18 protein-coding genes are annotated in these 23,269 nt (G+C 56.5%); 12 read left to right on the top strand and 6 right to left on the bottom strand.

Going from position 1 to position 23,269, the window contains the following annotated elements; all coding sequences use genetic code 11:
- Positions 1-50: 50 nt before the first annotated feature.
- From mazG to eno, 3 genes are all read left to right on the top strand, one after another.
- Complete coding sequence (mazG, locus tag LA04_RS01650; RefSeq protein ID WP_047650251.1) at positions 51-842, top strand: nucleoside triphosphate pyrophosphohydrolase; 792 nt, start codon at positions 51-53, stop codon at positions 840-842.
- Positions 843-1,065: 223 nt separating this feature from the next.
- Positions 1,066-2,703, top strand: a complete 1,638-nt coding sequence (gene pyrG, locus LA04_RS01655) for a glutamine hydrolyzing CTP synthase (RefSeq protein ID WP_023309013.1) — start codon at positions 1,066-1,068, stop codon at positions 2,701-2,703.
- An 82-nt stretch (positions 2,704-2,785) separates the two neighbouring features.
- Complete coding sequence (gene eno, locus LA04_RS01660) at positions 2,786-4,084, top strand: phosphopyruvate hydratase (protein WP_045355766.1); 1,299 nt, start codon at positions 2,786-2,788, stop codon at positions 4,082-4,084.
- Positions 4,085-4,136: 52 nt separating this feature from the next.
- Here the strand turns inward: eno and LA04_RS01665 are convergent, their stop codons facing one another.
- Together LA04_RS01665 and LA04_RS01670 are read right to left on the bottom strand one after the other, a co-directional pair.
- Entirely contained in the window at positions 4,137-5,246 is a 1,110-nt protein-coding gene (locus LA04_RS01665; RefSeq protein ID WP_047650252.1) for an SDR family oxidoreductase, read from the bottom strand.
- Between the two features lie 358 nt (positions 5,247-5,604).
- Entirely contained in the window at positions 5,605-6,429 is an 825-nt protein-coding gene (locus LA04_RS01670) for a MurR/RpiR family transcriptional regulator (protein WP_010434594.1), read from the bottom strand.
- Between the two features lie 165 nt (positions 6,430-6,594).
- On the opposite strand from LA04_RS01670, the gene LA04_RS01675 reads away from it, so the two are divergent.
- From LA04_RS01675 to queE, 3 genes are read left to right on the top strand one after another with little or no spacing between them, the layout of a single operon-like run.
- On the top strand, positions 6,595-8,154 hold the full coding sequence (locus LA04_RS01675) for a PTS transporter subunit EIIC (protein WP_047650253.1): 1,560 nt from the start codon (positions 6,595-6,597) through the stop codon (positions 8,152-8,154).
- Entirely contained in the window at positions 8,154-8,861 is a 708-nt protein-coding gene (locus LA04_RS01680; RefSeq protein WP_047650254.1) for an N-acetylmannosamine-6-phosphate 2-epimerase, read from the top strand. The genes LA04_RS01675 and LA04_RS01680 overlap by 1 nt, the downstream gene beginning before the upstream one ends.
- Positions 8,862-8,915: 54 nt before the next feature.
- Positions 8,916-9,587 carry a 7-carboxy-7-deazaguanine synthase QueE gene (gene queE / locus LA04_RS01685; protein ID WP_047650255.1) on the top strand — a complete coding sequence of 224 codons (672 nt, stop codon included), beginning with the start codon at positions 8,916-8,918 and terminating at the stop codon, positions 9,585-9,587.
- A 17-nt stretch (positions 9,588-9,604) separates the two neighbouring features.
- Here the strand turns inward: queE and LA04_RS01690 are convergent, their stop codons facing one another.
- Positions 9,605-11,002: an MFS transporter gene (locus LA04_RS01690; RefSeq protein ID WP_047650256.1), complete on the bottom strand. Its 1,398-nt coding sequence runs from the start codon at positions 11,000-11,002 to the stop codon at positions 9,605-9,607.
- Between the two features lie 27 nt (positions 11,003-11,029).
- Positions 11,030-12,199: a M20 aminoacylase family protein gene (locus LA04_RS01695; protein ID WP_047650257.1), complete on the bottom strand. Its 1,170-nt coding sequence runs from the start codon at positions 12,197-12,199 to the stop codon at positions 11,030-11,032.
- 171 nt (positions 12,200-12,370) lie between these two features.
- Here LA04_RS01695 and LA04_RS01700 point away from each other — a divergent pair, with 171 nt between their 5' ends.
- Positions 12,371-14,716: a helix-turn-helix transcriptional regulator gene (locus tag LA04_RS01700; protein WP_047650258.1), complete on the top strand. Its 2,346-nt coding sequence runs from the start codon at positions 12,371-12,373 to the stop codon at positions 14,714-14,716.
- On the opposite strand, the gene queD is transcribed toward LA04_RS01700, so the two are convergent.
- Positions 14,701-15,063 carry a 6-carboxytetrahydropterin synthase QueD gene (gene queD / locus LA04_RS01705; protein WP_023309002.1) on the bottom strand — a complete coding sequence of 121 codons (363 nt, stop codon included), beginning with the start codon at positions 15,061-15,063 and terminating at the stop codon, positions 14,701-14,703. The genes LA04_RS01700 and queD overlap by 16 nt on opposite strands.
- A 306-nt stretch (positions 15,064-15,369) precedes the next feature.
- On the opposite strand from queD, the gene cysJ reads away from it, so the two are divergent.
- From cysJ to cysH, 3 genes are read left to right on the top strand one after another with little or no spacing between them, the layout of a single operon-like run.
- Positions 15,370-17,175, top strand: coding sequence for an NADPH-dependent assimilatory sulfite reductase flavoprotein subunit (gene cysJ, locus LA04_RS01710; protein ID WP_047650259.1), 1,806 nt, complete (start codon positions 15,370-15,372; stop codon positions 17,173-17,175).
- A complete protein-coding gene (cysI, locus tag LA04_RS01715; RefSeq protein WP_047650260.1) occupies positions 17,175-18,887 on the top strand; it encodes an assimilatory sulfite reductase (NADPH) hemoprotein subunit in 1,713 nt (570 codons plus the stop codon). Before cysJ ends, cysI begins: the two co-directional genes overlap by 1 nt.
- A gap of 15 nt (positions 18,888-18,902) precedes the next feature.
- Positions 18,903-19,637: a phosphoadenosine phosphosulfate reductase gene (gene cysH / locus LA04_RS01720; protein ID WP_047650261.1), complete on the top strand. Its 735-nt coding sequence runs from the start codon at positions 18,903-18,905 to the stop codon at positions 19,635-19,637.
- Between the two features lie 71 nt (positions 19,638-19,708).
- On the opposite strand, the gene LA04_RS01725 is transcribed toward cysH, so the two are convergent.
- On the bottom strand, positions 19,709-20,752 hold the full coding sequence (locus LA04_RS01725; protein ID WP_047650262.1) for an aminopeptidase: 1,044 nt from the start codon (positions 20,750-20,752) through the stop codon (positions 19,709-19,711).
- 237 nt (positions 20,753-20,989) lie between these two features.
- Here LA04_RS01725 and cysG point away from each other — a divergent pair, with 237 nt between their 5' ends.
- Positions 20,990-22,348 (top strand): siroheme synthase CysG, encoded by a 1,359-nt coding sequence (cysG, locus tag LA04_RS01730; RefSeq protein WP_047650263.1) that lies wholly within the window; start codon positions 20,990-20,992, stop codon positions 22,346-22,348.
- 9 nt (positions 22,349-22,357) lie between these two features.
- Positions 22,358-23,266, top strand: a complete 909-nt coding sequence (cysD, locus tag LA04_RS01735; protein ID WP_006811770.1) for a sulfate adenylyltransferase subunit CysD — start codon at positions 22,358-22,360, stop codon at positions 23,264-23,266.
- The last annotated feature ends 3 nt before the right edge of the window (positions 23,267-23,269 follow it).

Consider the following 23,269-nt stretch of genomic DNA (forward strand, 5'->3'; position numbering starts at 1 on the left):
GCCGGGTAAGGCTTTACCGCCGCCCGGCTTGTTTTTTAATGGAAAACACTATGACTCAAATCGACCGCCTGCTCGGCATCATGAAACGCCTGCGCGACCCGGAAAATGGCTGTCCGTGGGACAAAGAGCAGACTTTCGCCACCATTGCGCCTTATACCCTCGAAGAAACCTACGAGGTGCTGGACGCCATTTCCCGCGAAGACTTTGACGACCTGCGCGGCGAGCTGGGCGATCTGCTGTTCCAGGTGGTGTTCTATGCGCAAATGGCGCAGGAAGAGGGGCGCTTTAACTTTTACGATATCTGCGCTGCCATCAGCGACAAGCTTGAGCGCCGTCATCCCCATATCTTCGGCGATGCCACCGCAGGGAACAGCGCGGAGGTGCTGGCCCGCTGGGAGCAGATCAAAAGCGCCGAGCGAGCGGAAAAATCCCAGCATTCGGCGCTGGACGATATTCCGCTGAGCCTGCCCGCGCTGATGCGCGCGCACAAAATCCAGAAACGCTGCTCCGCCGTGGGTTTTGACTGGACCTCCCTCGGCCCGGTGCTGGATAAAGTGCACGAAGAGATTGACGAAGTCATGCACGAAGCGCAGCAGGCGGTGGTGGATGAAGCAAAGCTTGAGGAGGAGATGGGCGATCTGCTGTTTGCGACCGTCAACCTTTCTCGCCACCTGGGTGTAAAAGCGGAAACCGCCCTGCAAAAAGCCAACCTAAAATTCGAACGGCGCTTTCGCGAAGTTGAGCGGATTGTCGCCTCGCGAGGCCTGGAAATGAGCGGAATTGACCTCGAGGCAATGGAAGAAGTCTGGCAGGAAGTAAAGCGCCAGGAATCTGATCTCTAACGAAATTTTGCGATCAAGCGCAATTTGTGTGATTTTTTAAATGACAAGCGCTTGATTTGCGTCAAAAACATTTACCCAAAAGGGGCTATTTTCTCACTCCTTATGTTTGTCATGGCCTGGAATGGAGACGGAGAATGAAAGTTTGTGGCGCTCGCCGTGTTCGGGTATACTACTTTCCCGTCCTGGTTATTCCATCGTTTCACCCTAACTTCTCAGGTTCAGCATGACAACGAACTATATTTTTGTGACCGGCGGGGTCGTATCCTCTCTGGGTAAAGGCATTGCCGCAGCCTCCCTCGCAGCCATTCTTGAAGCCCGTGGCCTCAATGTGACCATGATGAAACTGGATCCGTACATCAACGTCGATCCGGGCACCATGAGCCCAATCCAACACGGGGAAGTGTTCGTTACTGAAGACGGCGCTGAAACCGATCTGGATCTTGGCCACTACGAGCGTTTCATCCGCACCAAAATGACCCGTCGTAACAACTTCACGACTGGTCGCATCTACTCCGACGTTCTGCGTAAAGAGCGCCGTGGTGACTATCTGGGTGCAACCGTTCAGGTTATCCCGCACATCACTAACGCAATTAAAGAACGCATTGTTGCGGGTGGCGAAGGCCACGATGTGGTGCTGGTTGAAATCGGCGGTACCGTGGGTGATATCGAATCCCTGCCATTCCTGGAAGCGATTCGTCAGCTGGCGGTAGATATCGGCCGTGAGCACGCGCTGTTCATGCACCTGACTCTGGTGCCGTACATGGCCGCCGCAGGTGAAGTGAAAACCAAGCCGACTCAGCACTCTGTGAAAGAACTGCTCTCCATTGGTATTCAGCCAGACATCCTGGTTTGCCGCTCCGATCGCGCGGTTCCGGCGAACGAACGTGCGAAAATTGCATTGTTCTGTAACGTGCCTGAAAAAGCCGTTATTTCAATGAAAGATGTCGATTCCATTTATAAAATCCCGGGCCTGTTGAAATCGCAGGGCCTGGACGATTATATTTGTAAACGATTCAGCTTGAACTGTCCGGAAGCGAACCTGTCTGAATGGGAACAGGTTATTTACGAAGAAGCCAACCCGGCAGGCGAAGTGACTATCGGTATGGTCGGCAAGTACATTGAGCTGCCGGATGCCTATAAGTCAGTGATCGAAGCGCTGAAACACGGTGGTCTGAAGAACCGTGTTTCTGTGAACATCAAGCTGATTGATTCGCAGGATGTTGAAACGCGTGGCGTTGAAATCCTGAAAGATCTGGATGCTATCCTCATCCCTGGCGGCTTCGGCTACCGTGGTGTTGAAGGCAAGATCGCCACCGCGCGCTATGCGCGTGAAAACAATATTCCATACCTCGGCATCTGCCTGGGTATGCAGGTTGCGCTGATCGAATTTGCGCGCAACGTAGCGGGAATGGAAAACGCGAACTCTACGGAATTTGTGCCAGACTGTAAGTACCCTGTTGTGGCGCTTATCACCGAATGGCGTGACGAAGAAGGTAACGTCGAAGTCCGTACCGAGAAGAGCGATCTGGGTGGCACCATGCGTCTTGGCGCACAGGCCTGCCAGCTGTCTGACGATAGCGTGGTTCGCAAGCTGTATGGCGAGCCGGTCATCACCGAGCGCCATCGTCACCGCTATGAAGTCAACAACATGCTGTTGAAACCTATTGAAGCCGCGGGCCTGCGTGTTGCGGGCCGCTCCGGGGATGATCAGTTAGTCGAGATCATTGAAGTGCCAAACCATCCGTGGTTTGTCGCCTGCCAGTTCCACCCGGAATTTACTTCAACGCCACGTGACGGGCATCCGCTGTTTGCAGGCTTCGTGAAGGCCGCCAGCGACTACCAGAAGCGTCAGGCGAAGTAAAAAAAGTTAGAACGGCAACGCGTACCTTTGGTACGCGTTGTTTGTCTGGAGTTTTAGTTTAACTTGTACTGAGGAAAATCTAATGTCCAAAATCGTTAAAGTCATCGGTCGTGAAATCATCGACTCCCGTGGTAACCCGACCGTTGAAGCCGAAGTTCACCTGGAAGGTGGTTTCGTTGGTATGGCTGCTGCTCCATCAGGTGCTTCTACTGGTTCTCGCGAAGCGCTGGAACTGCGCGATGGCGACAAATCCCGCTTCCTGGGCAAAGGCGTACTGAAAGCGGTTGGCGCTGTAAACGGTCCGATTGCTCAGGCAATCCTTGGCAAAGACGCCAAAGACCAGGCTGGCATCGACAAGATCATGATCGATCTGGACGGTACTGAAAACAAATCTAACTTCGGTGCGAACGCAATCCTGGCCGTTTCCCTGGCGAACGCCAAAGCGGCTGCGGCTGCTAAAGGTATGCCACTGTTCGAGCACATCGCTGAACTGAACGGCACCCCAGGCAAATACTCCATGCCTGTACCAATGATGAACATCATCAACGGCGGTGAGCACGCAGACAACAACGTTGATATTCAGGAATTCATGATTCAGCCAGTTGGCGCGAAATCCCTGAAAGAAGCCGTACGTATGGGTTCTGAAGTGTTCCACAACCTGGCTAAAGTTCTGAAAGCTAAAGGTATGAACACGGCTGTTGGTGACGAAGGTGGCTATGCGCCAAACCTGGGTTCTAACGCAGAAGCGCTGGCCGTTATCGCAGAAGCAGTTAAAGCTGCTGGCTACGAGCTGGGCAAAGACATCACCCTGGCGATGGACTGTGCAGCATCTGAATTCTACAAAGACGGTAAATACGTTCTGGCTGGCGAAGGCAATAAAGCGTTCACCTCCGAAGAGTTCACTCACTTCCTGGAAGACCTGACCAAACAGTACCCAATCGTGTCTATCGAAGACGGTCTGGACGAGTCTGACTGGGCTGGCTTCGCATACCAGACTAAAGTACTGGGCGACAAAATCCAGCTGGTTGGTGACGACCTGTTCGTAACCAACACCAAGATCCTGAAAGAAGGTATCGAGAAAGGCATCGTTAACTCCATCCTGATCAAATTCAACCAGATCGGTTCTCTGACCGAAACTCTGGCTGCGATCAAAATGGCGAAAGACGCTGGCTACACCGCTGTTATCTCTCACCGTTCTGGCGAAACTGAAGACGCTACCATTGCCGACCTGGCTGTGGGTACCGCTGCAGGCCAGATCAAAACCGGTTCTATGAGCCGTTCTGACCGTGTTGCTAAATACAACCAGCTGATTCGTATCGAAGAAGCGCTGGGCGAAAAAGCACCATACAACGGTCGTAAAGAGATCAAAGGCCAGGCATAATTGCTTAAGCCTTAAAATGAAAATGCCAGTCGAAAGACTGGCATTTTTTTTGCTATTTAAAATCGACCGCCATTTGCTCCGGAATGGTCAGCCCCTGGGTGGTTTGCACGCAGCGGGCGATGTAATCCGTAAACCGGGGCGGCTTCGGCATTCCCATGCTCAGCAGCTTATCGTTGCTGAAGCGCACGTTAAGCGTGGCAAACGCACCGTATAAACGCATGGCTTTCAGCATCAGACGTTCGTTGCACGGCCCAAAAATATGTTTCAACTCGCGGCGCATTCTGACCAGCGTTTCGTAGCTGACCTGCGCATATTTATCCCCGACGGGGGCTTTCTCCAGCGCCTGCGCCATTGCCTGATCGATATCCGCAAAGCGAACGCTGTTCTCTTCTCCCGCAGAAATGTGTACCACTTCTCCCGGACGAGCGTTGCTGTTGAGCAGCATTAACATCGCGTCGGCGCAATAATCTACCGGAACAACGTCGATCCTGTCTTCCATTGAGCACATAAACTTCTGCAGCATCAGGCCCATGCTAAAGACCCAGAAAATGCTGCTCGACGGCGTGCAGCCGTGACGGGTATGGCCGACGACGATGGACGGACGGGCGATGAGCAGCGGCAGGTTAGGGCACTTCTGGCGCATTAGCTGTTCGATGGTTGACTTCGAAAACGTGTATTCCACCAGGTGTTCAGCATTCTCTCTGAATTCAGCGCTTTCGGCGACCAGGGAATCCTGCTCCGGCGTGCATGACATCGCGGTGCCGACGTGGAGGAAACGCTGCAGGCCCGTGACCTGCTCCATGCGGCGCGCCAGCGCCAGCGTTCCTTCAACGTTGACCTTCCAGATCAGCGGGTTGTTACCAAATGAGGCGACGGCCGCACAGTTAACGACATGCGTAACCCGATCCAGACGGGGATCGTTGAGAAAGGCTTCAGGCTGGCTGAGATCGCCAATCAGGATATTATCCACCTTCAGGGAGGCCAGTTTGTCCTCGGGAACGTTGAACTTGCGCATGTTATCCAGTACGCGCTCCAGCCCGCTCTGCGGATCGCCGGCGCGCGCAAGCAAAAGGAGTTTTGCGGATTGATCGTTGGTCAGGATTTTTTCAAGAACTGCACCGCCCAGAAATCCGGTCACGCCTGTAATCAGTAACATCTTCATTAATACCGTCTCATTATGATTGATGAGGCGGATTGTAGGCGCGCAAAAGTAAACGGCATTTAAATAATAAATCGCCGAAATCAATGGCGTCTTAAGCTTATTTTAAGGAAAGGAAATCAGGTGGAGATATTGGACACTATCGCAATGGTAAAAATTCACTCTATTAAAATTTAAATTCTAACTAGTTGAATTTAAATTCTTTTGTGAACTCTGCGTCGAATGGTGAACGTAATTCAAAATGTAATAAATATAATAATTTGTTACACCAAACATCTATCGAATAAATGTTTTAAATACCACTTAACTCAAATCAGACAACATAAGTCGCAGGCCGATTTATTTAGCCTGCGAATGATTTTCAGAGCAAAAGGGGAAGCGTGGCGCTGGCTGTTTGCTGGCTAACGTCGCCGTAATGACCATCCAGCGCAATCATGGACGTGGTCAGCAGCTCGACCAGCAGCATCACCCCAACCTTAGCATTGAGCGCACCTGCGCTAAGGGGGCCTTCTGGTTTGGCGGCAACCAGCTGCATGTCGCTCAGAGACGCCAGCGGGCTGCGGGGCGTATTGCTGAGTGCCAGAACCTTAACGCCGCGCTTGCGGGCAAGCTTCACCACGTGGAGCAAATCCCGCGTTGAACCCGAGCTGGAGATGGCCACAACCAGGGTCTCTTTCGAAAGCGTTGTCGCATTCATGGCCGCGCGGTGCATATCGCTAAACAGCTGTGCGGGTTTGCCCAGCCGCAACAGCTTGTAATGCAGATACTCCCCGAGGATCGCGCTGGCCGCGACGCCATAAATCTGCACGGATTGCGCCTGGTGCAGCGCCAGCGCCGCCTTTTCAAGTAGCGTGCGGTCGAGGAGTCGGGCGGTATCCTGCAAAGCCTGCACCGACTCATCCACGACGTTATCAATCTCATCCCCCGCCTGACGCGCGGGCTGGCCCTGCTGAATATCGAGCGCAAGCGCCATTTTAAATTCGTTATAGCCCTTGCAGCCCAGCGTCCGGCAAAGGCGCGTGACGCTGGCCTCGCTGGTGTGGCTCTCGCGCGCCAGTTCAGTGATCGTCAGGTAGAGCACCCGGGCAGGATCGCTGAGGACAAACTCGCCGAGTTTTTGTTGCGTTGGGCTGTACCCGGAAGCCTCCTGGCGGAGCTTCAGCAGCAGATTTTCATGGTCCGACATGCCACGTCCTTAATGTGTTTCGCTGCGACTAGTGTGGCGGAAAGGAGGGGAAAGATGCCAGTCATTTTGAAAAAGTATGATCGGCTTCCTGGTTTTTGATGATAATTTTCACTGAATGTAATTTATATGGTAAAAATTTTCATCGTTTAATGGGGAGATGAAAAAATGATGCAAATGTTCAGTGGCGCTTCTTCGGGGGGATGGTTTGAAAAAGCGCAGCGCTTTGGTAAATCCTTTATGTTGCCTATCGCCGTGCTGCCCGCGGCGGGTCTGCTGCTGGGGATAGGCGGTGCGCTATCGAATCCCAATACGCTGGCGGCTTATCCGTTTTTAGATGTGGGCTGGCTTCAGGCCATTTTCACCATCATGAGCAGCGCCGGTTCAATCGTGTTTGCGAACCTCTCGGTGCTGTTTGCGGTTGGGGTAGCCGTCGGGTTGGCAAAAAGCGATAAGGGCACTGCTGGGCTGGCGGCGTTGCTCGCGTTTCTGGTGATGAATGCCACCATCAACGCGCTGCTGATCCTCACCGGCAAACTGGCGCACGACAACCCGGGCGCTGTGGGGCAGGGCATGACGCTGGGGATCCAGACGCTGGAAACCGGCGTGTTTGGCGGCGTGGTGATTGGGCTGGTGACCTGCGCGCTCCATCACCGGTTTAACAAGATTGCACTTCCGCAATTCCTGGGCTTTTTTGGCGGCTCGCGCTTTGTTCCCATTATCAGCTCGCTGGCGGCGATACTCGTCGGCGCGCTCATGACCGTGATCTGGCCGCATTTCCAGAAGCTGATTTTTGGTCTCGGCGGGCTGGTGGATGCCACCGGCTATCTTGGCACCCTGCTGTACGGCTTTATTTTACGCATGCTGGGCCCGTTTGGTTTGCACCACATCTTCTATCTGCCGTTCTGGACCACCGCGCTCGGCGGCAGTGAGATTGTTAACGGTCACCTCGTTGAGGGCACACAGCGGATCTTCTTCGCCCAGCTGGCCGACCCGAACACGCAGCATTTCTATGAGGGCACGTCGCGCTTCATGTCCGGGCGCTTTATTACGATGATGTTTGGCCTGCTCGGCGCGTGTCTGGCGATGTACCACACGGCAAAACCGGAGAACAAAAAGCGCGTTGCCGGCCTGCTGCTCTCTGCGGCGTTAACCTCGTTCCTGACCGGGATTACCGAGCCTATCGAGTTCTCCTTCCTGTTTATTGCGCCGGTGCTTTACGTCATTCATGCGCTGTTTGACGGGCTGGCATTCATGCTCGCGCACATGCTGCATATCACCATCGGGCAAACCTTCTCCGGCGGTTTCATCGACTTCGTGCTGTTCGGCATTTTGCAGGGGGAGGCCAAAACTAACTGGATGTTCGTTCCGCTGGTCGGCGTGCCGTGGTTCTTCCTTTACTACTTCACCTTCCGCTACCTGATTAACCGCTTCGATTTTGCCACGCCGGGTCGGGAAAAGGAGGCGATAGCCAGTGAAGTGACCTTCTCGCAGAGCGAGCGCGCCGTTGCGGTAATCGCCGGATTAGGCGGAAAAGAGAATCTGGAAGAGGTGGACTCCTGCGCCACGCGGCTTCGCGTCACGGTGAAGGACGGCAGCAAAGTGAATGACGCGGCGCTGAAAGCCACCGGCGCGCGCGGCGTTATCGTGCGCGGTAACGGGGTTCAGGTCATCTATGGCCCGCACGTCACGATTATCAAAAACGAAGTGGAAGAGATCTTATCGTAATGAAAACTGTACTGGATAACCTGAAGGGAAAACTGGTCGTCTCCTGTCAGGCGCTGGAGAATGAACCGCTGCACAGCCCGTTTATTATGTCGCGGATGGCGCTGGCGGCGGCGCAGGGCGGAGCCGCGGCCATTCGTGCCAACAGCGTGGTCGATATTGAGGCCATTAAGCAGCAGGTCTCTTTGCCTGTTATCGGCATCATCAAACGGGATTACCCGGAAAGCGAGGTGTTTATCACCGCCACGATGAAAGAGGTGGATGAGCTCATGAGCATCTCTCCGGAAATCATTGCGCTTGATGCGACGGCGCGCGAGCGTCCCGGTGGTGAATCCCTGGAAACGCTGGTCTCGCGCATCCGCTCGCGCTATCCCGCGGTACTGCTGATGGCCGATATTTCCTCCGTGGACGAAGCCGTGACGGCGCAGGCGCTGGGCTTCGACTGCGTCGGCACCACGCTTTACGGCTATACGGCGGAAACGGCGGGCCATTCGCTTCCTGAGAGTGACTGCGCGTTCCTGAAGGCCGTGCTGGCTGCTGTGACGGTTCCCGTGGTTGCCGAAGGGAACGTGGATACGCCTGAACGCGCGGCCAGATGCCTGGCGCTGGGCGCGCATACGGTCGTCGTCGGCGGCGCGATCACCCGCCCGCAGCAAATTACCGAGCGTTTTATGGCGGCGATTGGCGCGCAAAGCACCGATGGAGCATGACCATCCGGCGGGGATCTGCGATACTTATCGTTTATCCCCTTTACTGAGATGACTATGCAGTACCCGATTAACGAGATGTTCCAGACCCTGCAAGGCGAGGGTTACTTTACCGGCGTTCCCGCTATTTTCATTCGTTTACAGGGATGCCCGGTTGGCTGTGCCTGGTGTGATACCAAACATACGTGGGATAAGCTCGCAGATCGGGAAGTGTCGCTGTTTAGCATTCTGGCGAAAACCAAAGAGAGCGATAAGTGGGGCGCGGGCAGTTCTGAAGATCTGCTGGCCATTATTGGTCGTCAGGGCTGGACGGCGCGCCACGTGGTGATCACCGGCGGTGAACCCTGCATCCACGATCTGACGCCGCTGACCGAGCTGCTCGAAAAGAACGGCTACAGCTGCCAGATTGAAACCAGCGGCACCCATGAAGTGCGCTGTTCACACACGACCTGGGTAACGGTATCGCCAAAAGTGAATATGCGCGGCGGGTATGACGTGCTGTCTCAGGCGCTGGAGCGCGCGGATGAGATTAAGCACCCGGTAGGGCGCGTGCGTGATATCGAAGCGCTGGAAGAACTGCTGGCCACGCTGACGGATGAAAAGCAGCGGGTGATTGCCCTGCAGCCTATCAGCCAGAAAGAGGATGCAACGCGCCTGTGCATTGAAACCTGTATTGCGCATAACTGGCGCCTGTCGATGCAGACGCACAAATATCTGAATATTGCCTGATCGTTGCGCGGCCCCGCCTATCGCGGGGCCCGTTCTGAAGGAAGCAATGCCCAGGTGACTCCCGCCGAAGCGAGACAAATTGCGCTGTTGAAGAGTAGCGCATACTGTGCGGCGCTGGCCATTCCCAGCGGCAGCAGCAGCGCATACAGCGACGCGGTAACGGCGATCCCCATTGCTCCGCCCAGCGAACTGCCCATCTTGTAAACCCCTGAGGCCACGCCAACTTTGTTTTCAGGCGCATTCATTACCGCAGTATCCGTTGACGGCGTGGCGTAACACCCCAGCCCCAGGCCAAATAAAATGTTGCTGAGAAAAACGGTGACAATATAGATCTCTTTGCTTAAGAAAGTGCAGGAGATCAGCGTGATACCCGTTGCGGTCAGCAGCGGCCCGGTCATCATCGGCAGGCGCGCCCCGTAACGCTGGAGCAGCTTTTCCCCGACCCGAATCATCGCCAGCACGGTGACCAGATATCCTAGCGTCATGATGCCGGTTTGTAGCGGCGAAAGATGGTGTCCTTGCTGCAGCCAGATACTGGCGATCATCATGGTGCCAATGCAGCCGTTGAGCAAAAAATTTGAGAATACCGACGCGCTGTAGGCCCGGTTTTTAAACAGGGCAAAATCAATCAGCGCCACATCACCTTTACGTCGCCCGGTAAGCACAAAGCAGACCGCTGCCAGCGCGGCGCCACCCAGCACAAGTAGCGATAAAACGCTGCTCCAGCCCCAGCTGTGCCCTTTACTGATAAACAGGTTCAGCAGCACCAGCATGCAGACAAAGCTCACCAGGCCGCTGATATCCAGCTTATGGCGGCTCGCGGCGTCGCTTTGGCTTTCCGGCGTACCGCGGATCAGCAGCAGCGCCGCCACCGCGACCAGCATGGAAAAAACAAAAATCCAGCGCCAGCCGAGCGTGGTGGCAATAGTCCCGCCGACAAACGCGCTCAGGCCGCTGCCGCCCCATGAACCAATGACCCAAAAGCTGATGGCCCGCTGCCGCGCGTTTCCTTCATACCAGGTTTTAATCAGCGCCAGCGTGGCGGGCATGATGCAGGCCGCTGACAGCCCCTGTATCGCTCTTCCCAGCAAAAACAGGACCGGCTCCCACGAGATGAAAAGCAGGGCGCTTCCGACGATGCTCAGCGTCAGGCCGATATAGGTCATGCGCATACGCCCAAACTTGTCGGCAAATCCCCCGCAGGCAACGACAAAACAGCCGCTGAACAAGGCGCTGAGGCTGACCGCCAGCGTGAGGGTTTCGAGGGAGATAGTCAGGCTATTTTTCATTGCCGGGACAACGTTAATCACCGACTGCGCAAATAACCAGAACGTCAGAACGCTCATCACAATACCGGCCAGCAGCCGATCGTTACCGGCGTAGGTCGGTGTGCCTGTCAGGGGAACGGTACTCATCGTGCAAGCCTCCGGGGTGGGCGAGAATTAACGCAGATAATGTTCGGTCAACGCGCACCAGAGTGCCGCGCCGGTGAGGAGAAGCTTGTCATTAAAGTCATAGCCTGGGTTATGCACCATGCAGCGCTCAGGCTCATCTCCCGCACCGAGGGTGAAGTAGCAGCCGTTGGGATTTTTCTCGAGCATGAACGCAAAATCTTCGCTTCCCATAAAGGCATTCACCGACGAGACGGCATCCTGACCGAACAGGTCGGTCGCTACCGTACGCACCATTTCATTGGCCTGCGGGTTATTCCTTAGCACCGGACTCCCGTTCACGTGACGGATCGTGGCCGTGGCGTTGAAGCTCTCAGCCTGCGCCACGGCGATATCATGGATCCGCTGCAGCACGGTTTGACGCACCGTTTCATCCAGCGTGCGAACGGTTAGCTTCATTAACACCTTGTCGTTGATGATATTCGGAGCATGACCCGCCTGGATGCTGCCCACGGTCACGACGACCGGCTGGAACGGGGTGATATTCCTCGACACAATCGACTGCAGGGCGAGGGTGATGTGGCAGGCAACCAGCGTGGCATCGACGGTGTGTTCCGGAACGGCGCCGTGTCCTCCCACCCCGTTGACTTCAATATGAACGGTGTCCGAAGAGGCCATCATGGCGCCATCGCGAAGGCCGATTTTCCCGAGCGGCTGGGAGGGCATATTGTGCAGGCCGAAAATATGGTCGCAGGGGAACTGCTCAAACAGGCCATCCTCCAGCATGACGCGTCCGCCATACAGCAGCTCTTCCGCAGGTTGAAAAATGAGATGTAACGTACCGCTAAAGTTGCGGGTGCGGGCCAAATATTCTGCGGCATAGAGCAGCGTGGTGGTGTGGCCATCGTGCCCGCAGCCGTGGAATTTTCCCTCGACGGTGCTACTCCACGCCTTGCCGCTGTTTTCCTGCATTGGCAGCGCATCCATGTCGGCGCGCAGGCCCAGGCTTTTGCTGCTGTTGCCCACCTTCAGGGTGCCAACCACCCCGGTTTTTGCCATTCCCCGGTGGACCTCATAGCCCCACAGTTGAAGGAGTGACGCGACGCGGTCGCTGGTTTTGTGCTCCTCGAAGCCAATTTCGGGGTGTCGGTGAAATTCGCGACGAAGTTCAGTGAACCGATCTTCGGTGTCCCGCAGAGCGTCAACAATTGGATGTGTCATTTTTGTTATCCTTTTCCTGCCAAACGGTGTTAGTTTCGAGTTTATGTCGATCGCATTGCCGGAAAATGCCCTTTTTTGTTGTAAAGCGACGCCTTTTTTCTGATTGTTTTTCATACGATTCAGTTATGACAAAAAATGGCGCATCATTTTTTGTCCATGCGGGGGAGCCGAATGGAGCAGCATGGGAACGAGTTTGCGGTAGTCGTTGAAGACATTCGCCTGCTCACGCAGGATGAAGGTGATTCGCTGACGATACTGTGGGTTCTGGAAGGGCAAGCCGAACTGCAAACCGCCGCAGGACGCGAGACGGTGTCAAATAACGGTCTTGCGGTGATAAACCGCTATCAGCGCTGGCGCTTCAGTAGCCAGAGCGCGAACGTGACGCTTCGTGTCGTTCTCTCCGGGCGGTGGGTAATCAAGCTGTACAATGACTTTTTTGCCCATGACTACGCGGTTCCGACAGAGTCCGGTGGAAACTGGCCGCAGTGTGACGAACTTCGGCACCTGCTGCGTCAGCTTCTGGTGGTGACGCTGGTGAACGATCCGCACCGCTTCAGGCTGGAGGCAAATCGCTGGCTGAGCGAGATCCTGCTGCTGCTGATTGGCCGCTTTCAGCAGCCTGCCCGCCAGAAACCCCGGGACCAGCACGCCGACGTCAGCAAGCGCATTGCCCGCGTGCTGGAACGGATCAACGCCAGCTATACCCGGCGCATTACGCTGGCCGAAATTGCAGCGAGTGAGTTCGTCTCCGAAGCGTGGCTCTCCCGCCTCTTTCGAAAAGAGATGGGTGTCAGTTTTATGCAGTACATCACCGCCCTGCGGCTGGAAAAAGCGGCTGACGCCCTGCGCCTCACCAGCCGTCCTTTGCATCAGATTGCGCTGGAGCACGGGTTTGCCAGCACGCGCATGATGACCGATCGGTTCCGGCGCTATCACAATATGTCTCCGGGCGAGTTTCGTAAGGCCAGGCGGCATCGCTCCGATGCGTCTCCGCAGCGGGCAGGTACGGGCGAGCAGCGCTTTCCCGTCGCGGTGGATAGGCTGTTTAGCCTGCTTAGAGGCGCTGAGAACCGCGGCTGGGAACCCGCTCCGCTAACCCACTCTCCGCGTCAGGAGCGAATAGTTGATCTGCAGCAGCTTTATCCGCTCTCGTCCGCGCTGCGCCGCGCGCGGCTGGTCGTCACCCTGCGCGAGCTCGACGATTTACTGCGGGAGGATGTTCGCCAGCATCTGGAGGCGCTTCACGAGGCGATCCCAATTGAGGGGATTGATATCGCTGAACCTTTTCTCAGCAGCCGTCTGTTCGCCACGGGATGGGACGATCCCCATATGGCGGGTTACGCCTGCTGGTACAATTTGCAGCAGCTGTTTACCTGGGTAGCAAAAAAAGGCTGGACGATCCTGCTGCATACGGGGGTCACCACCCGATGCGATCTTCTGAAGCGCTTTTTGCAGCTGTCGGTTAACCGATTTTTACCCGATATTACCGCAGGCTGGCACGTCGTGATGCACTGGTCTCCTCAGGCAAGCGCGGAAACCCAGGAGCACGTCTGGCAGGCTCAGCGGGCGACGGTCGGGACCTACCTTCCACAGGCAAAGTTTGGGGTGTGGCATCGCTTCTCTCCCGTGGGTACTGAACTCGGCGACGACGCGCTGTTCCATTCTGGCATTCTGGACCAGGCCGATTTCCTCGCCTGTCAGGCGGATGCCAACGAGCTGCTCGATCTGGCGCGGCTGGATCCTGCACATCTCTCCTCGGCTGAAAACTATCCCGTGCTAAAGATCCGCCAAATACTCGCCGCCCTTCGCCAGCGGCAGCGCACGCTGCCGGTATGGTTACTCTCGTGGAATACCCTTACCGGGAATACGCGAGCAACCAACGGCTGGTTTTTTCGCGGCGCGCTGCTTATGCAAAATTTACTCGGGCTTTCAGAACAGGTCTGGCTGGCGGGATTCTGGCTGAATTCCGGTTTGCAGGGGGAAGCCAGGGCGAACAACACCCTCGATACATCGAGCCTTGCGCTTCAGTATAATCACGGCCTTCCGCGGCCCATCTACTGGGTGCTCTGGCTGTGGCAACGCCTGCGGGGAGAAGTGCTCATCAACGACAAGAGCGTGCTGCTGCTCCGCCATCAGGGGGGCTATCAGCTGCTGCTGCGTAACGTGGTGGTGTTCAATCCGCTGCTCTCCAGCGAGGAGGCTTTCATCCAACGTTTTCAACAGCAATATCATCTGCAGCTACAGGGGATGTGCGGCGAGTGGCGCATCAGGCGCCATCTTTTCGATCGGCACAATGGTGCGCTCTACCCGCTGCTGGAAGGGGTACGCAGCGACAGCGGGCCTGATGAAGAGATGTGGCGCTGGATTGCGCACAAAGCGCGTCCAACGCTTTCCTTACGCGATGAACGGCTTAATGACGGCTGGCAAATGACAGAATCACTGGAAAGTAACGCGCTCGTGCTCTATGAGTTCATGCCGCTAAACGGGCGTGATGAAGAGGATCACTCTCCGCGATAGATGCAGCCGGCGGTGCAGGTCTCTTTGATCATCACCGCGCTCAGCAGTGGCACCAGCGGCTTCATCTGATCCCAAATCCATTTCGCCAGCACTTCGCTGGTCGGGTTTTCAAGGCCCGGAATATCATTCAGGTAGTAATGATCCAGACGATCGTAGGTCGGCTTAAACGCCGCCTTCAGCTCGGCAAAATCCATGATCCAGCCGGTATGCGGATCAACTTCACCGGTGATCTCAAGACGCACCATGAACGAATGCCCGTGCAGACGGCCGCATTTATGCCCTTCAGGGACATGCGGAAGGTGGTGGGCGGCTTCGAAGGTGAAATCTTTAAACAGTGTGGTGGACATGATCGCTCTCAGTAATGCGGAAAAAACCGCCGCATAGTACCGGAAAGCACAATTTTTAGCATTAACTAAAACGGCTCTGAAGCCTGGCGTCTCGTTAACGGGCGTTTTTTGATGTTTTTATCGATAATTTTCAGTGGGTTAATTAATCGCTTTTATCGCTAAGTATGACAACTAAAACAGGTTAGTCCATTTGGTTATTTATTATTTCCATCCCTTCTTTAATTGTTATTATCCTCGCCGTTAACCTTATCTTCAGTTTGGATTTATTCGCTTAAAGTCCGCTTGGCTACTGGAACATAACGACGCATGACAACACAGGCCCCACCTTCAAATTTGCTTCCCCTGAACCCGGAGCAACTGGCGCGCCTTCAGGCTGCCACCTCTGATTTTTCTCCCACTCAGCTTGCCTGGGTCTCCGGTTATTTCTGGGGAATGCTCAATCAGCAGCCTGGCGCTGTGGCGGGTGTACCGGTAACGGCCGTTGAAATTCCGGCCATTACCCTGATTTCCGCCTCGCAGACGGGCAACGCCCGCCGCGTGGCCGAAGCGCTGCGTGACGACCTGCTGGCCGCCAAACTGAACGTGAACCTGGTCAACGCCGGGGATTATAAATTCAAGCAAATCGCGTCAGAAAAACTGCTGGTGGTGGTCGCCTCTACCCAGGGCGAAGGTGAACCCGCTGAAGAAGCGGTGGCGCTGCACAAGTTCCTGTTCTCGAAAAAAGCGCCGAAGCTGGACGGCACGGCGTTTGCCGTATTTGGCCTGGGCGATACCTCGTATGAATTCTTCTGCCAGTCCGGTAAAGACTTCGACAGCAGGCTGGCGGAGCTGGGCGCGGAGCGCCTGCTGGACCGCGTTGACGCAGATGTTGAATACCAGACCGCCGCCGCCGAATGGCGTGCGCGCATCGTTGATGTGCTGAAAGCGCGCGTGCCGAAAGAGACGTCGGCGCAGGCCGCGTTCACCGCGACGGGTGCCGTTAACGACATCCACACCAGCCCTTACACCAAAGAGGCGCCGCTGACGGCGAGCCTGTCGGTGAATCAGAAAATCACCGGCCGCGACTCGGAAAAAGACGTGCGCCATATCGAGATCGATCTCGGCGACTCTGGCCTGCGCTATCAGCCGGGCGACGCGCTGGGTATCTGGTATCAGAACGATCCGGCTCTGGTGAAAGAGCTGGTTGAGCTGCTGTGGCTGAAGGGCGACGAGCCCGTCACCGTTGACGGCAAAACCCAGCCGCTTTCAGAGGCGCTGCAGTGGCATTTCGAACTGACGGTGAATACCCCGAATATCGTCGAAAATTATGCCACCTTAACGCGCAGCGAATCCCTGCTGCCGCTGGTGGGCGACAAAGCGAAGCTGCAGCATTACGCCGCGACGACGCCAATTGTCGATATGGTCCGTTTCTCTCCGGCTCAGCTGGATGCCGATGCGCTGATCGGCCTGCTGCGTCCGCTGACGCCGCGCCTGTACTCCATCGCCTCTTCGCAGGCCGAAGTGGAGAGCGAAGTGCATGTTACCGTCGGGGTGGTGCGCTACGACATCGAAGGGCGCGCCCGTGCGGGTGGGGCATCAAGTTTCCTGGCGGATCGCGTGGAAGAAGAGGGCGAAGTGCGCGTCTTTATCGAGCACAACGACAACTTCCGCCTGCCGGCGAATCCGGAAACCCCGGTCATCATGATTGGCCCAGGCACCGGCATTGCGCCGTTCCGCGCCTTCATGCAGCAGCGCGCGGCAGATGAAGCGCCGGGTAAAAACTGGCTGTTCTTCGGCAACCCGCACTTTACCGAAGATTTCCTCTACCAGGTTGAGTGGCAGCGCTATGTAAAAGAAGGCGTACTGACCCGCATCGATCTGGCCTGGTCCCGCGACCAGAAAGAAAAAGTATACGTACAAGACAAACTGCGCGAACAGGGCGCAGAGCTGTGGCGCTGGATCAATGACGGTGCCCACATTTATGTCTGCGGCGACGCCAATCGCATGGCGAAAGACGTTGAGCAGACTTTGCTGGAAGTGATTGCCGAATTCGGCGGTATGGATGCCGAAACGGCGGATGAATTTTTAAGTGAGCTGCGCGTTGAGCGCCGTTATCAGCGAGATGTCTACTAATGAGCGAAAAACATCCAGGGCCACTGGTGGTCGAAGGTAAACTGACAGACGCCGAGCGCATGAAGCTGGAAAGCAACTATCTGCGCGGCACCATTGCTGAAGATCTGAATGACGGTCTCACCGGCGGTTTCAAAGGCGACAACTTCCTGCTGATCCGCTTCCACGGCATGTACCAGCAGGACGATCGCGACATCCGCGCCGAGCGTGCCGAACAGAAGCTGGAGCCGCGCCATGCGATGCTGCTGCGCTGCCGTCTGCCGGGCGGGGTGATCACCACCAAACAGTGGCAGGCCATCGACAAGTTTGCCGGTGAAAACACGATCTACGGCAGCATCCGCCTGACCAACCGTCAGACCTTCCAGTTCCACGGCATTCTGAAGAAGAACGTGAAGCCGGTGCATCAGATGCTGCACTCGGTCGGGCTGGACGCGCTGGCGACCGCTAACGACATGAACCGTAACGTGCTTTGCACCTCGAACCCGTATGAGTCTGAGCTGCACGCCGAAGCCTATGAGTGGGCGAAGAAGATCTCTGAGCATCTGCTGCCGCGCACCCGCGCCTATGCGGAGATTTGGCTCGATCAGGAAAAAGTCGCCACCACGGATGAAGAACCGATCCTCGGCCAGACCTATCTTCCGCGTAAGTTCAAAACTACGGTCGTGATCCCACCGCAGAACGATATCGACCTGCACGCCAACGACATGAACTTCGTGGCGATTGCCGAAAACGGCAAGCTGATTGGCTTTAACCTGCTGGTGGGCGGCGGCCTGTCTATTGAGCACGGTAATAAGAAAACCTACGCCCGCACCGCGAGCGAGTTCGGCTTCCTGCCGCTGGAGCACACGCTGGCCGTGGCGGAAGCGGTAGTGACCACGCAGCGCGACTGGGGTAACCGTACCGACCGTAAAAACGCGAAAACCAAATACACCCTGGAGCGCGTGGGCGTGGAGACGTTCAAAGCGGAAGTGGAGCGTCGTGCGGGCATCAAGTTTGAGCCGATCCGCCCTTACGAATTCACCGGTCGCGGCGATCGCATTGGCTGGGTGAAAGGTATCGATAATAAATGGCACCTGACGCTGTTTATCGAAAACGGTCGTATTCTGGATTATCCGGGCCGTCCGCTGAAAACCGGTCTGCTGGAAATTGCTAAGATCCATAAAGGCGAATTCCGCATTACCGCTAACCAGAACCTCATCATTGCCGGCGTGCCGGAAGGCCAGAAGGCGAAGATCGAGAAGCTGGCGCGCGATCACGGGTTAATGGATGCGGTTAAGCCGCAGCGTGAAAACTCGATGGCCTGCGTATCGTTCCCGACCTGCCCGCTGGCGATGGCCGAAGCGGAACGTTTCCTGCCGTCATTTACCGACAAAGTGGAAGCGATTCTGGAAAAACACGGCATTCCGGACGAGCATATTGTTATGCGCGTCACCGGCTGTCCGAACGGCTGCGGTCGTGCGATGCTGGCCGAGCTGGGTCTGGTGGGGAAAGCGCCGGGTCGTTACAACCTGCACCTGGGCGGTAACCGTATCGGCACGCGCATTCCGCGTATGTTCCGCGAGAACATTACCGAGCCGGAAATCCTTGATTCCATCGACGAGCTTGTCAGGCGCTGGGCGAAAGAGCGCGAAGCGGGTGAAGGCTTCGGCGACTTTACGGTGCGTGCGGGCATCATTCGCCCGGTGCTCGATCCCGCAAGGGATTTCTGGGAGTAACCACGAGAGGTAATTATGTCCGTACTCGATCTAAACGCCCTTAACGATCTGCCGAAAGTCGAACGCATTCTGGCCCTGGCAGAAACCAATGCCCACCTTGAAAAGCTGGACGCCGAAGGGCGCGTGGCGTGGGCGCTGGAAAACCTGCCGGGAGACTATGTGCTGTCGTCGAGCTTTGGTATTCAGGCGGCGGTCAGCCTGCATCTGGTGAATCAGATCAGCCCGGACATTCCGGTGATCCTCACCGATACCGGCTACCTGTTCCCGGAAACCTACCAGTTTATTGACGAGCTGACGGACAAGCTCAAGCTGAACCTCAAAGTGTACCGCGCGACGGAAAGCGCGGCCTGGCAGGAGGCGCGCTACGGTAAGCTGTGGGAGCAGGGCGTTGAGGGCATTGAGAAATACAATGAGATCAACAAAGTCGAGCCGATGAACCGGGCGCTGAAAGAACTCAATGCGCAGACGTGGTTTGCGGGGCTGCGCCGCGAGCAGTCCGGCAGCCGTGCAACCTTACCGGTGCTGGCGGTCCAGCGCGGGGTATTTAAAGTGCTGCCGATTATCGACTGGGATAACCGGACGGTGTATCAGTATCTGCAAAAGCACGGGCTGAAATACCATCCGCTGTGGGACCAGGGCTATCTGTCAGTGGGCGATACCCACACCACGCGCAAATGGGAACCGGGAATGGCGGAAGAAGAGACGCGATTCTTTGGGCTGAAGCGCGAGTGCGGGCTGCACGAAGGGTGATCCTTTATCCTCCCTCTCCCTGTGGGAGAGGGTTTGGGTGAGGGCATCAGGCCGCGCTATGCTTAACGACCTCAGGCTTTCCCCGCCTTCGCCAGCTCCTTCACCAGCGGCAGCATGACCTTCACCACATCACGACTGCGGTGCTCAATCCGCTGCGGCAGCGCGCTATCAATGTGCTGCTGATTATCCAGCATCACGTTGTGCCAGCTTGTCCCGTCCGGGAAGGCTTTCGATTTAGCGCGCTGCTGATAGCCATCTTTCTTGCCCAGTGCCCAGTTTGTCGCTTCCACGTACAGCACCGGAATGCCCGCCTTGTCGAAGACTTCCCCGTCGTTGCAGCAGCCTGTTCCGCGTGGGAAAGCAGGATTCCCGCCCGGATTGGTCGTGGCAAAAACGCCATGGCTGCGGGCTATCGCCAGCGCCCGGTCGCGCGTTAGTTTCCGCACGGGTCCCGGCGTACTCTGCCCGCTGTTGAAATAAAGCTTGTCGCCGACGATCAGGTTATCGAGGTTGATCACCAGCAGCGTATTTTTCTTCTCCTCAGCGCTCATGCGTTTAAGGAGATTCTCAGCCCCGAGTTTGCCCTCTTCTTCACCGCTGGTGGCCACGAAACGAATGCCATACTGGGTTGGAATATCTTTCATCCGCTCGGCCAGTTCGAGCATCACGCCCAGGCCCGCCGCGTTGTCGTCCATGCCCTGCAGCGTCAGCCCGCCGAGGTTGTTATCCGTATCGGCATCGCTCATCGGGGCGTAGGTATCAAGGTGCGCCATAATAATAATCTGTTCAGCCGCGCGACCTTCATGCGCCGCGATAACCGTACTGCCGGTCACGTTATGCCAGTTTTTCGTTTTATTTCGTGAGGTATAGACGTAGCGGCTGTGAAACGACCGGATATCGCTCTGGTAGCCCATCCCGGCAAACTGCTGGCGAAGATAGTCCGCAGAGAGCATCTCTGCAGGCGAGCCGGTCATGCGGCCAGGAAAGACGGTGGCAATATGCCGCGCCTGCATAGTGGCGATTTCACCATAAGGTTGGTTTTTTGCCTGGGCAGGAAGAATAAAGCAAACGCCGAGCGCCAGGGCAGCAATACGGTGGCGCGTTGCGGAAAACATAGTGAGTCCTTAAAAACAGAGCAAAATATTAACCCGCCTAGTATGAAACTGTGATCGCCCATACACAATTTGAATTGCTCTTAAATGCCCGAAATTTCGCGTGTTAAGCACTTTTTGGTATTAGCTTTTTCACGGCGTTATTCCATTGAGTAACTACTCATTCCAATTCGTAATTTCATTCGGTCTAAGCCGCCCCCTATAGTCCCTTTATTCCTCGTTGTTAGTGAGTTGTTGCTTGTGGACTATCTGCCCTTATTTGCCGCGATAAAAGAGAAGCCGGTGCTGGTTGTTGGCACGGGTGAAATTGCCGATCGCAAAATCGCGTTTCTACAGCGCGCAGGGGCGCAGGTGCGGGTAGTGGCAGAAGCGGATTTTGACGAATCACAAATCGATACCGTAGTGCTGGTGATTGCGGCGACCGAAGATCGCGACCTGAACCGGCGGATTTCCGACGCCGCGCAGGCCCGTTACCGCCTGGTGAACGTGGTGGACGACCAGCCGTTATGCTCGTTTATCTTCCCGTCGATCGTTGACCGTTCTCCGCTGCTGGTGGCGATCTCCTCCGGCGGTACCGCACCGGTGCTGGCGCGCGTGCTGCGTGAAAAAATCGAAGCGCTGCTGCCGACCAGCCTCGGGCGCATGGCGGAAAAAGCCAGCTACTGGCGCAACCACCTGAAAACGCGCCTGACCAGCGTGACGGAACGCCGTCGTTTCTGGGAACGCGTGTTTCGCGGCCGCTTTGCCAGCCTGATGCATGCCGGTAATGAGACGGCAGCGCAGAAAATCCTCGAGGACGAACTGGATAACCCCGGCAGCACGGGCGGGGAGATCATTCTGGTGGGGGCAGGGCCGGGCGATGCCGGACTTCTGACGCTGCGCGGCCTGCAGGTGCTGCAGGACGCCGACGTGGTGTTCTACGACCATCTGGTCACCGACGGCGTGCGCGAGCTGATCCGTCGGGACGCGGAGCAAATCTGCGTCGGCAAACGGGCTGGCGAGCACTCGGTGCCGCAGCACGACACCAACCAGATGCTGGTTGACGCCGCCAAAGCGGGTAAAACCGTGGTGCGCCTGAAAGGGGGCGATCCGTTCATTTTCGGTCGCGGCGGCGAAGAGCTTCAGGCGGCAGCCGAAGCGGGCGTACCGTTCCAGGTGGTGCCCGGCATCACGGCGGCCTCTGCGGTTACGGCCTACGCCGGTATCCCGCTGACCCACCGCGATTACGCCCAGAGCGTCACCTTTGTGACCGGCCACTACAAGGCCGACAGCACGCCGTTCGACTGGTCGCATCTCGCCCAGAGCCGCCAGACGCTGGCGATCTACATGGGCACGATGAAGGCGGCGGACATCAGCGAACAGCTTATTCAGCACGGTCGCGAGGCGACGACGCCCGTTGCCGTCATTTCTCGCGGCACGCGCGTCGATCAGCACGTTGCGACGGGCACGCTGGAACATCTTGCAACCCTGGCGAAAGACGCCCCGATGCCCGCCCTGATTGTGGTGGGAGAAGTGGTGCAGCTGCACAGCACGCTCGCCTGGTTCCAACACACAACCGATACAGAAGGCTTTGGTTCTTCTGTTGTAAATTTGGCTTAAGGAACGGTTATGGACCAAAAACGTCTTACACACCTGCGGCAGCTCGAAGCGGAGAGTATCCATATCATCCGCGAAGTGGCAGCCGAGTTTTCTAACCCGGTGATGATGTACTCCATCGGTAAAGATTCCAGCGTCATGCTGCACCTGGCGCGTAAAGCGTTTTATCCGGGCACGCTGCCGTTCCCGCTTCTGCACGTGGATACAGGCTGGAAATTCCGCGAAATGTACGAGTTCCGCGACCGTACCGCCAAAGCCTACGGCTGCGAGCTGCTGGTGCATAAAAACCCGGAAGGGGTGGCGATGGGCATTAACCCGTTCGTGCACGGTAGCGCCAAGCACACCGATATTATGAAAACCGAAGGGCTGAAGCAGGCGCTGAACAAATACGGTTTTGACGCGGCCTTCGGCGGCGCGCGCCGTGACGAAGAGAAATCCCGCGCCAAAGAGCGTATCTACTCCTTCCGCGACCGCTTCCACCGCTGGGACCCAAAAAACCAGCGTCCGGAGCTGTGGCACAACTACAACGGTCAGATTAACAAAGGCGAAAGCATTCGCGTCTTCCCGCTCTCCAACTGGACCGAGCTGGACATCTGGCAGTACATCTATCTGGAAAACATCGAGATCGTTCCGCTGTATCTGGCCGCCGAGCGCCCGGTGCTGGAGCGCGACGGCATGCTGATGATGATCGACGACGATCGCATCGACCTGCAGCCGGGCGAAGTGATCAAAAAACAGATGGTGCGCTTCCGTACTCTCGGCTGCTGGCCGCTGACCGGGGCGGTGGAATCTAGCGCGCAGACGCTGCCGGAGATCATCGAAGAGATGCTGGTGTCCACCACCAGCGAGCGACAGGGGCGCGTGATTGACCGCGACCAGGCAGGCTCCATGGAGCTGAAGAAACGTCAGGGTTATTTCTAAGGA

Source organism: Enterobacter sp. UCD-UG_FMILLET, assembly GCF_000762975.1.
GTDB lineage: Bacteria > Pseudomonadota > Gammaproteobacteria > Enterobacterales > Enterobacteriaceae > Enterobacter > Enterobacter dykesii.

Bases quoted from the DNA above. Each gene is read 5' to 3' on its own strand.
- cysH (WP_047650261.1), top strand. From the start codon at position 18,903: ATGTCCGTACTCGATCTAAACGCCCTTAACGATCTGCCGAAAGTCGAA.
- LA04_RS01670 (WP_010434594.1), bottom strand. From the start codon at position 6,429: ATGTCGGACCATGAAAATCTGCTGCTGAAGCTCCGCCAGGAGGCTTCC.
- LA04_RS01700 (WP_047650258.1), top strand. From the start codon at position 12,371: ATGGAGCAGCATGGGAACGAGTTTGCGGTAGTCGTTGAAGACATTCGC.
- eno (WP_045355766.1), top strand. From the start codon at position 2,786: ATGTCCAAAATCGTTAAAGTCATCGGTCGTGAAATCATCGACTCCCGT.
- LA04_RS01690 (WP_047650256.1), bottom strand. From the start codon at position 11,002: ATGAGTACCGTTCCCCTGACAGGCACACCGACCTACGCCGGTAACGAT.
- cysJ (WP_047650259.1), top strand. From the start codon at position 15,370: ATGACAACACAGGCCCCACCTTCAAATTTGCTTCCCCTGAACCCGGAG.
- LA04_RS01695 (WP_047650257.1), bottom strand. From the start codon at position 12,199: ATGACACATCCAATTGTTGACGCTCTGCGGGACACCGAAGATCGGTTC.
- mazG (WP_047650251.1), top strand. From the start codon at position 51: ATGACTCAAATCGACCGCCTGCTCGGCATCATGAAACGCCTGCGCGAC.
- cysI (WP_047650260.1), top strand. From the start codon at position 17,175: ATGAGCGAAAAACATCCAGGGCCACTGGTGGTCGAAGGTAAACTGACA.
- queE (WP_047650255.1), top strand. From the start codon at position 8,916: ATGCAGTACCCGATTAACGAGATGTTCCAGACCCTGCAAGGCGAGGGT.
- LA04_RS01725 (WP_047650262.1), bottom strand. From the start codon at position 20,752: ATGTTTTCCGCAACGCGCCACCGTATTGCTGCCCTGGCGCTCGGCGTT.
- LA04_RS01675 (WP_047650253.1), top strand. From the start codon at position 6,595: ATGATGCAAATGTTCAGTGGCGCTTCTTCGGGGGGATGGTTTGAAAAA.
- queD (WP_023309002.1), bottom strand. From the start codon at position 15,063: ATGTCCACCACACTGTTTAAAGATTTCACCTTCGAAGCCGCCCACCAC.
- cysD (WP_006811770.1), top strand. From the start codon at position 22,358: ATGGACCAAAAACGTCTTACACACCTGCGGCAGCTCGAAGCGGAGAGT.
- LA04_RS01680 (WP_047650254.1), top strand. From the start codon at position 8,154: ATGAAAACTGTACTGGATAACCTGAAGGGAAAACTGGTCGTCTCCTGT.
- LA04_RS01665 (WP_047650252.1), bottom strand. From the start codon at position 5,246: ATGAAGATGTTACTGATTACAGGCGTGACCGGATTTCTGGGCGGTGCA.
- pyrG (WP_023309013.1), top strand. From the start codon at position 1,066: ATGACAACGAACTATATTTTTGTGACCGGCGGGGTCGTATCCTCTCTG.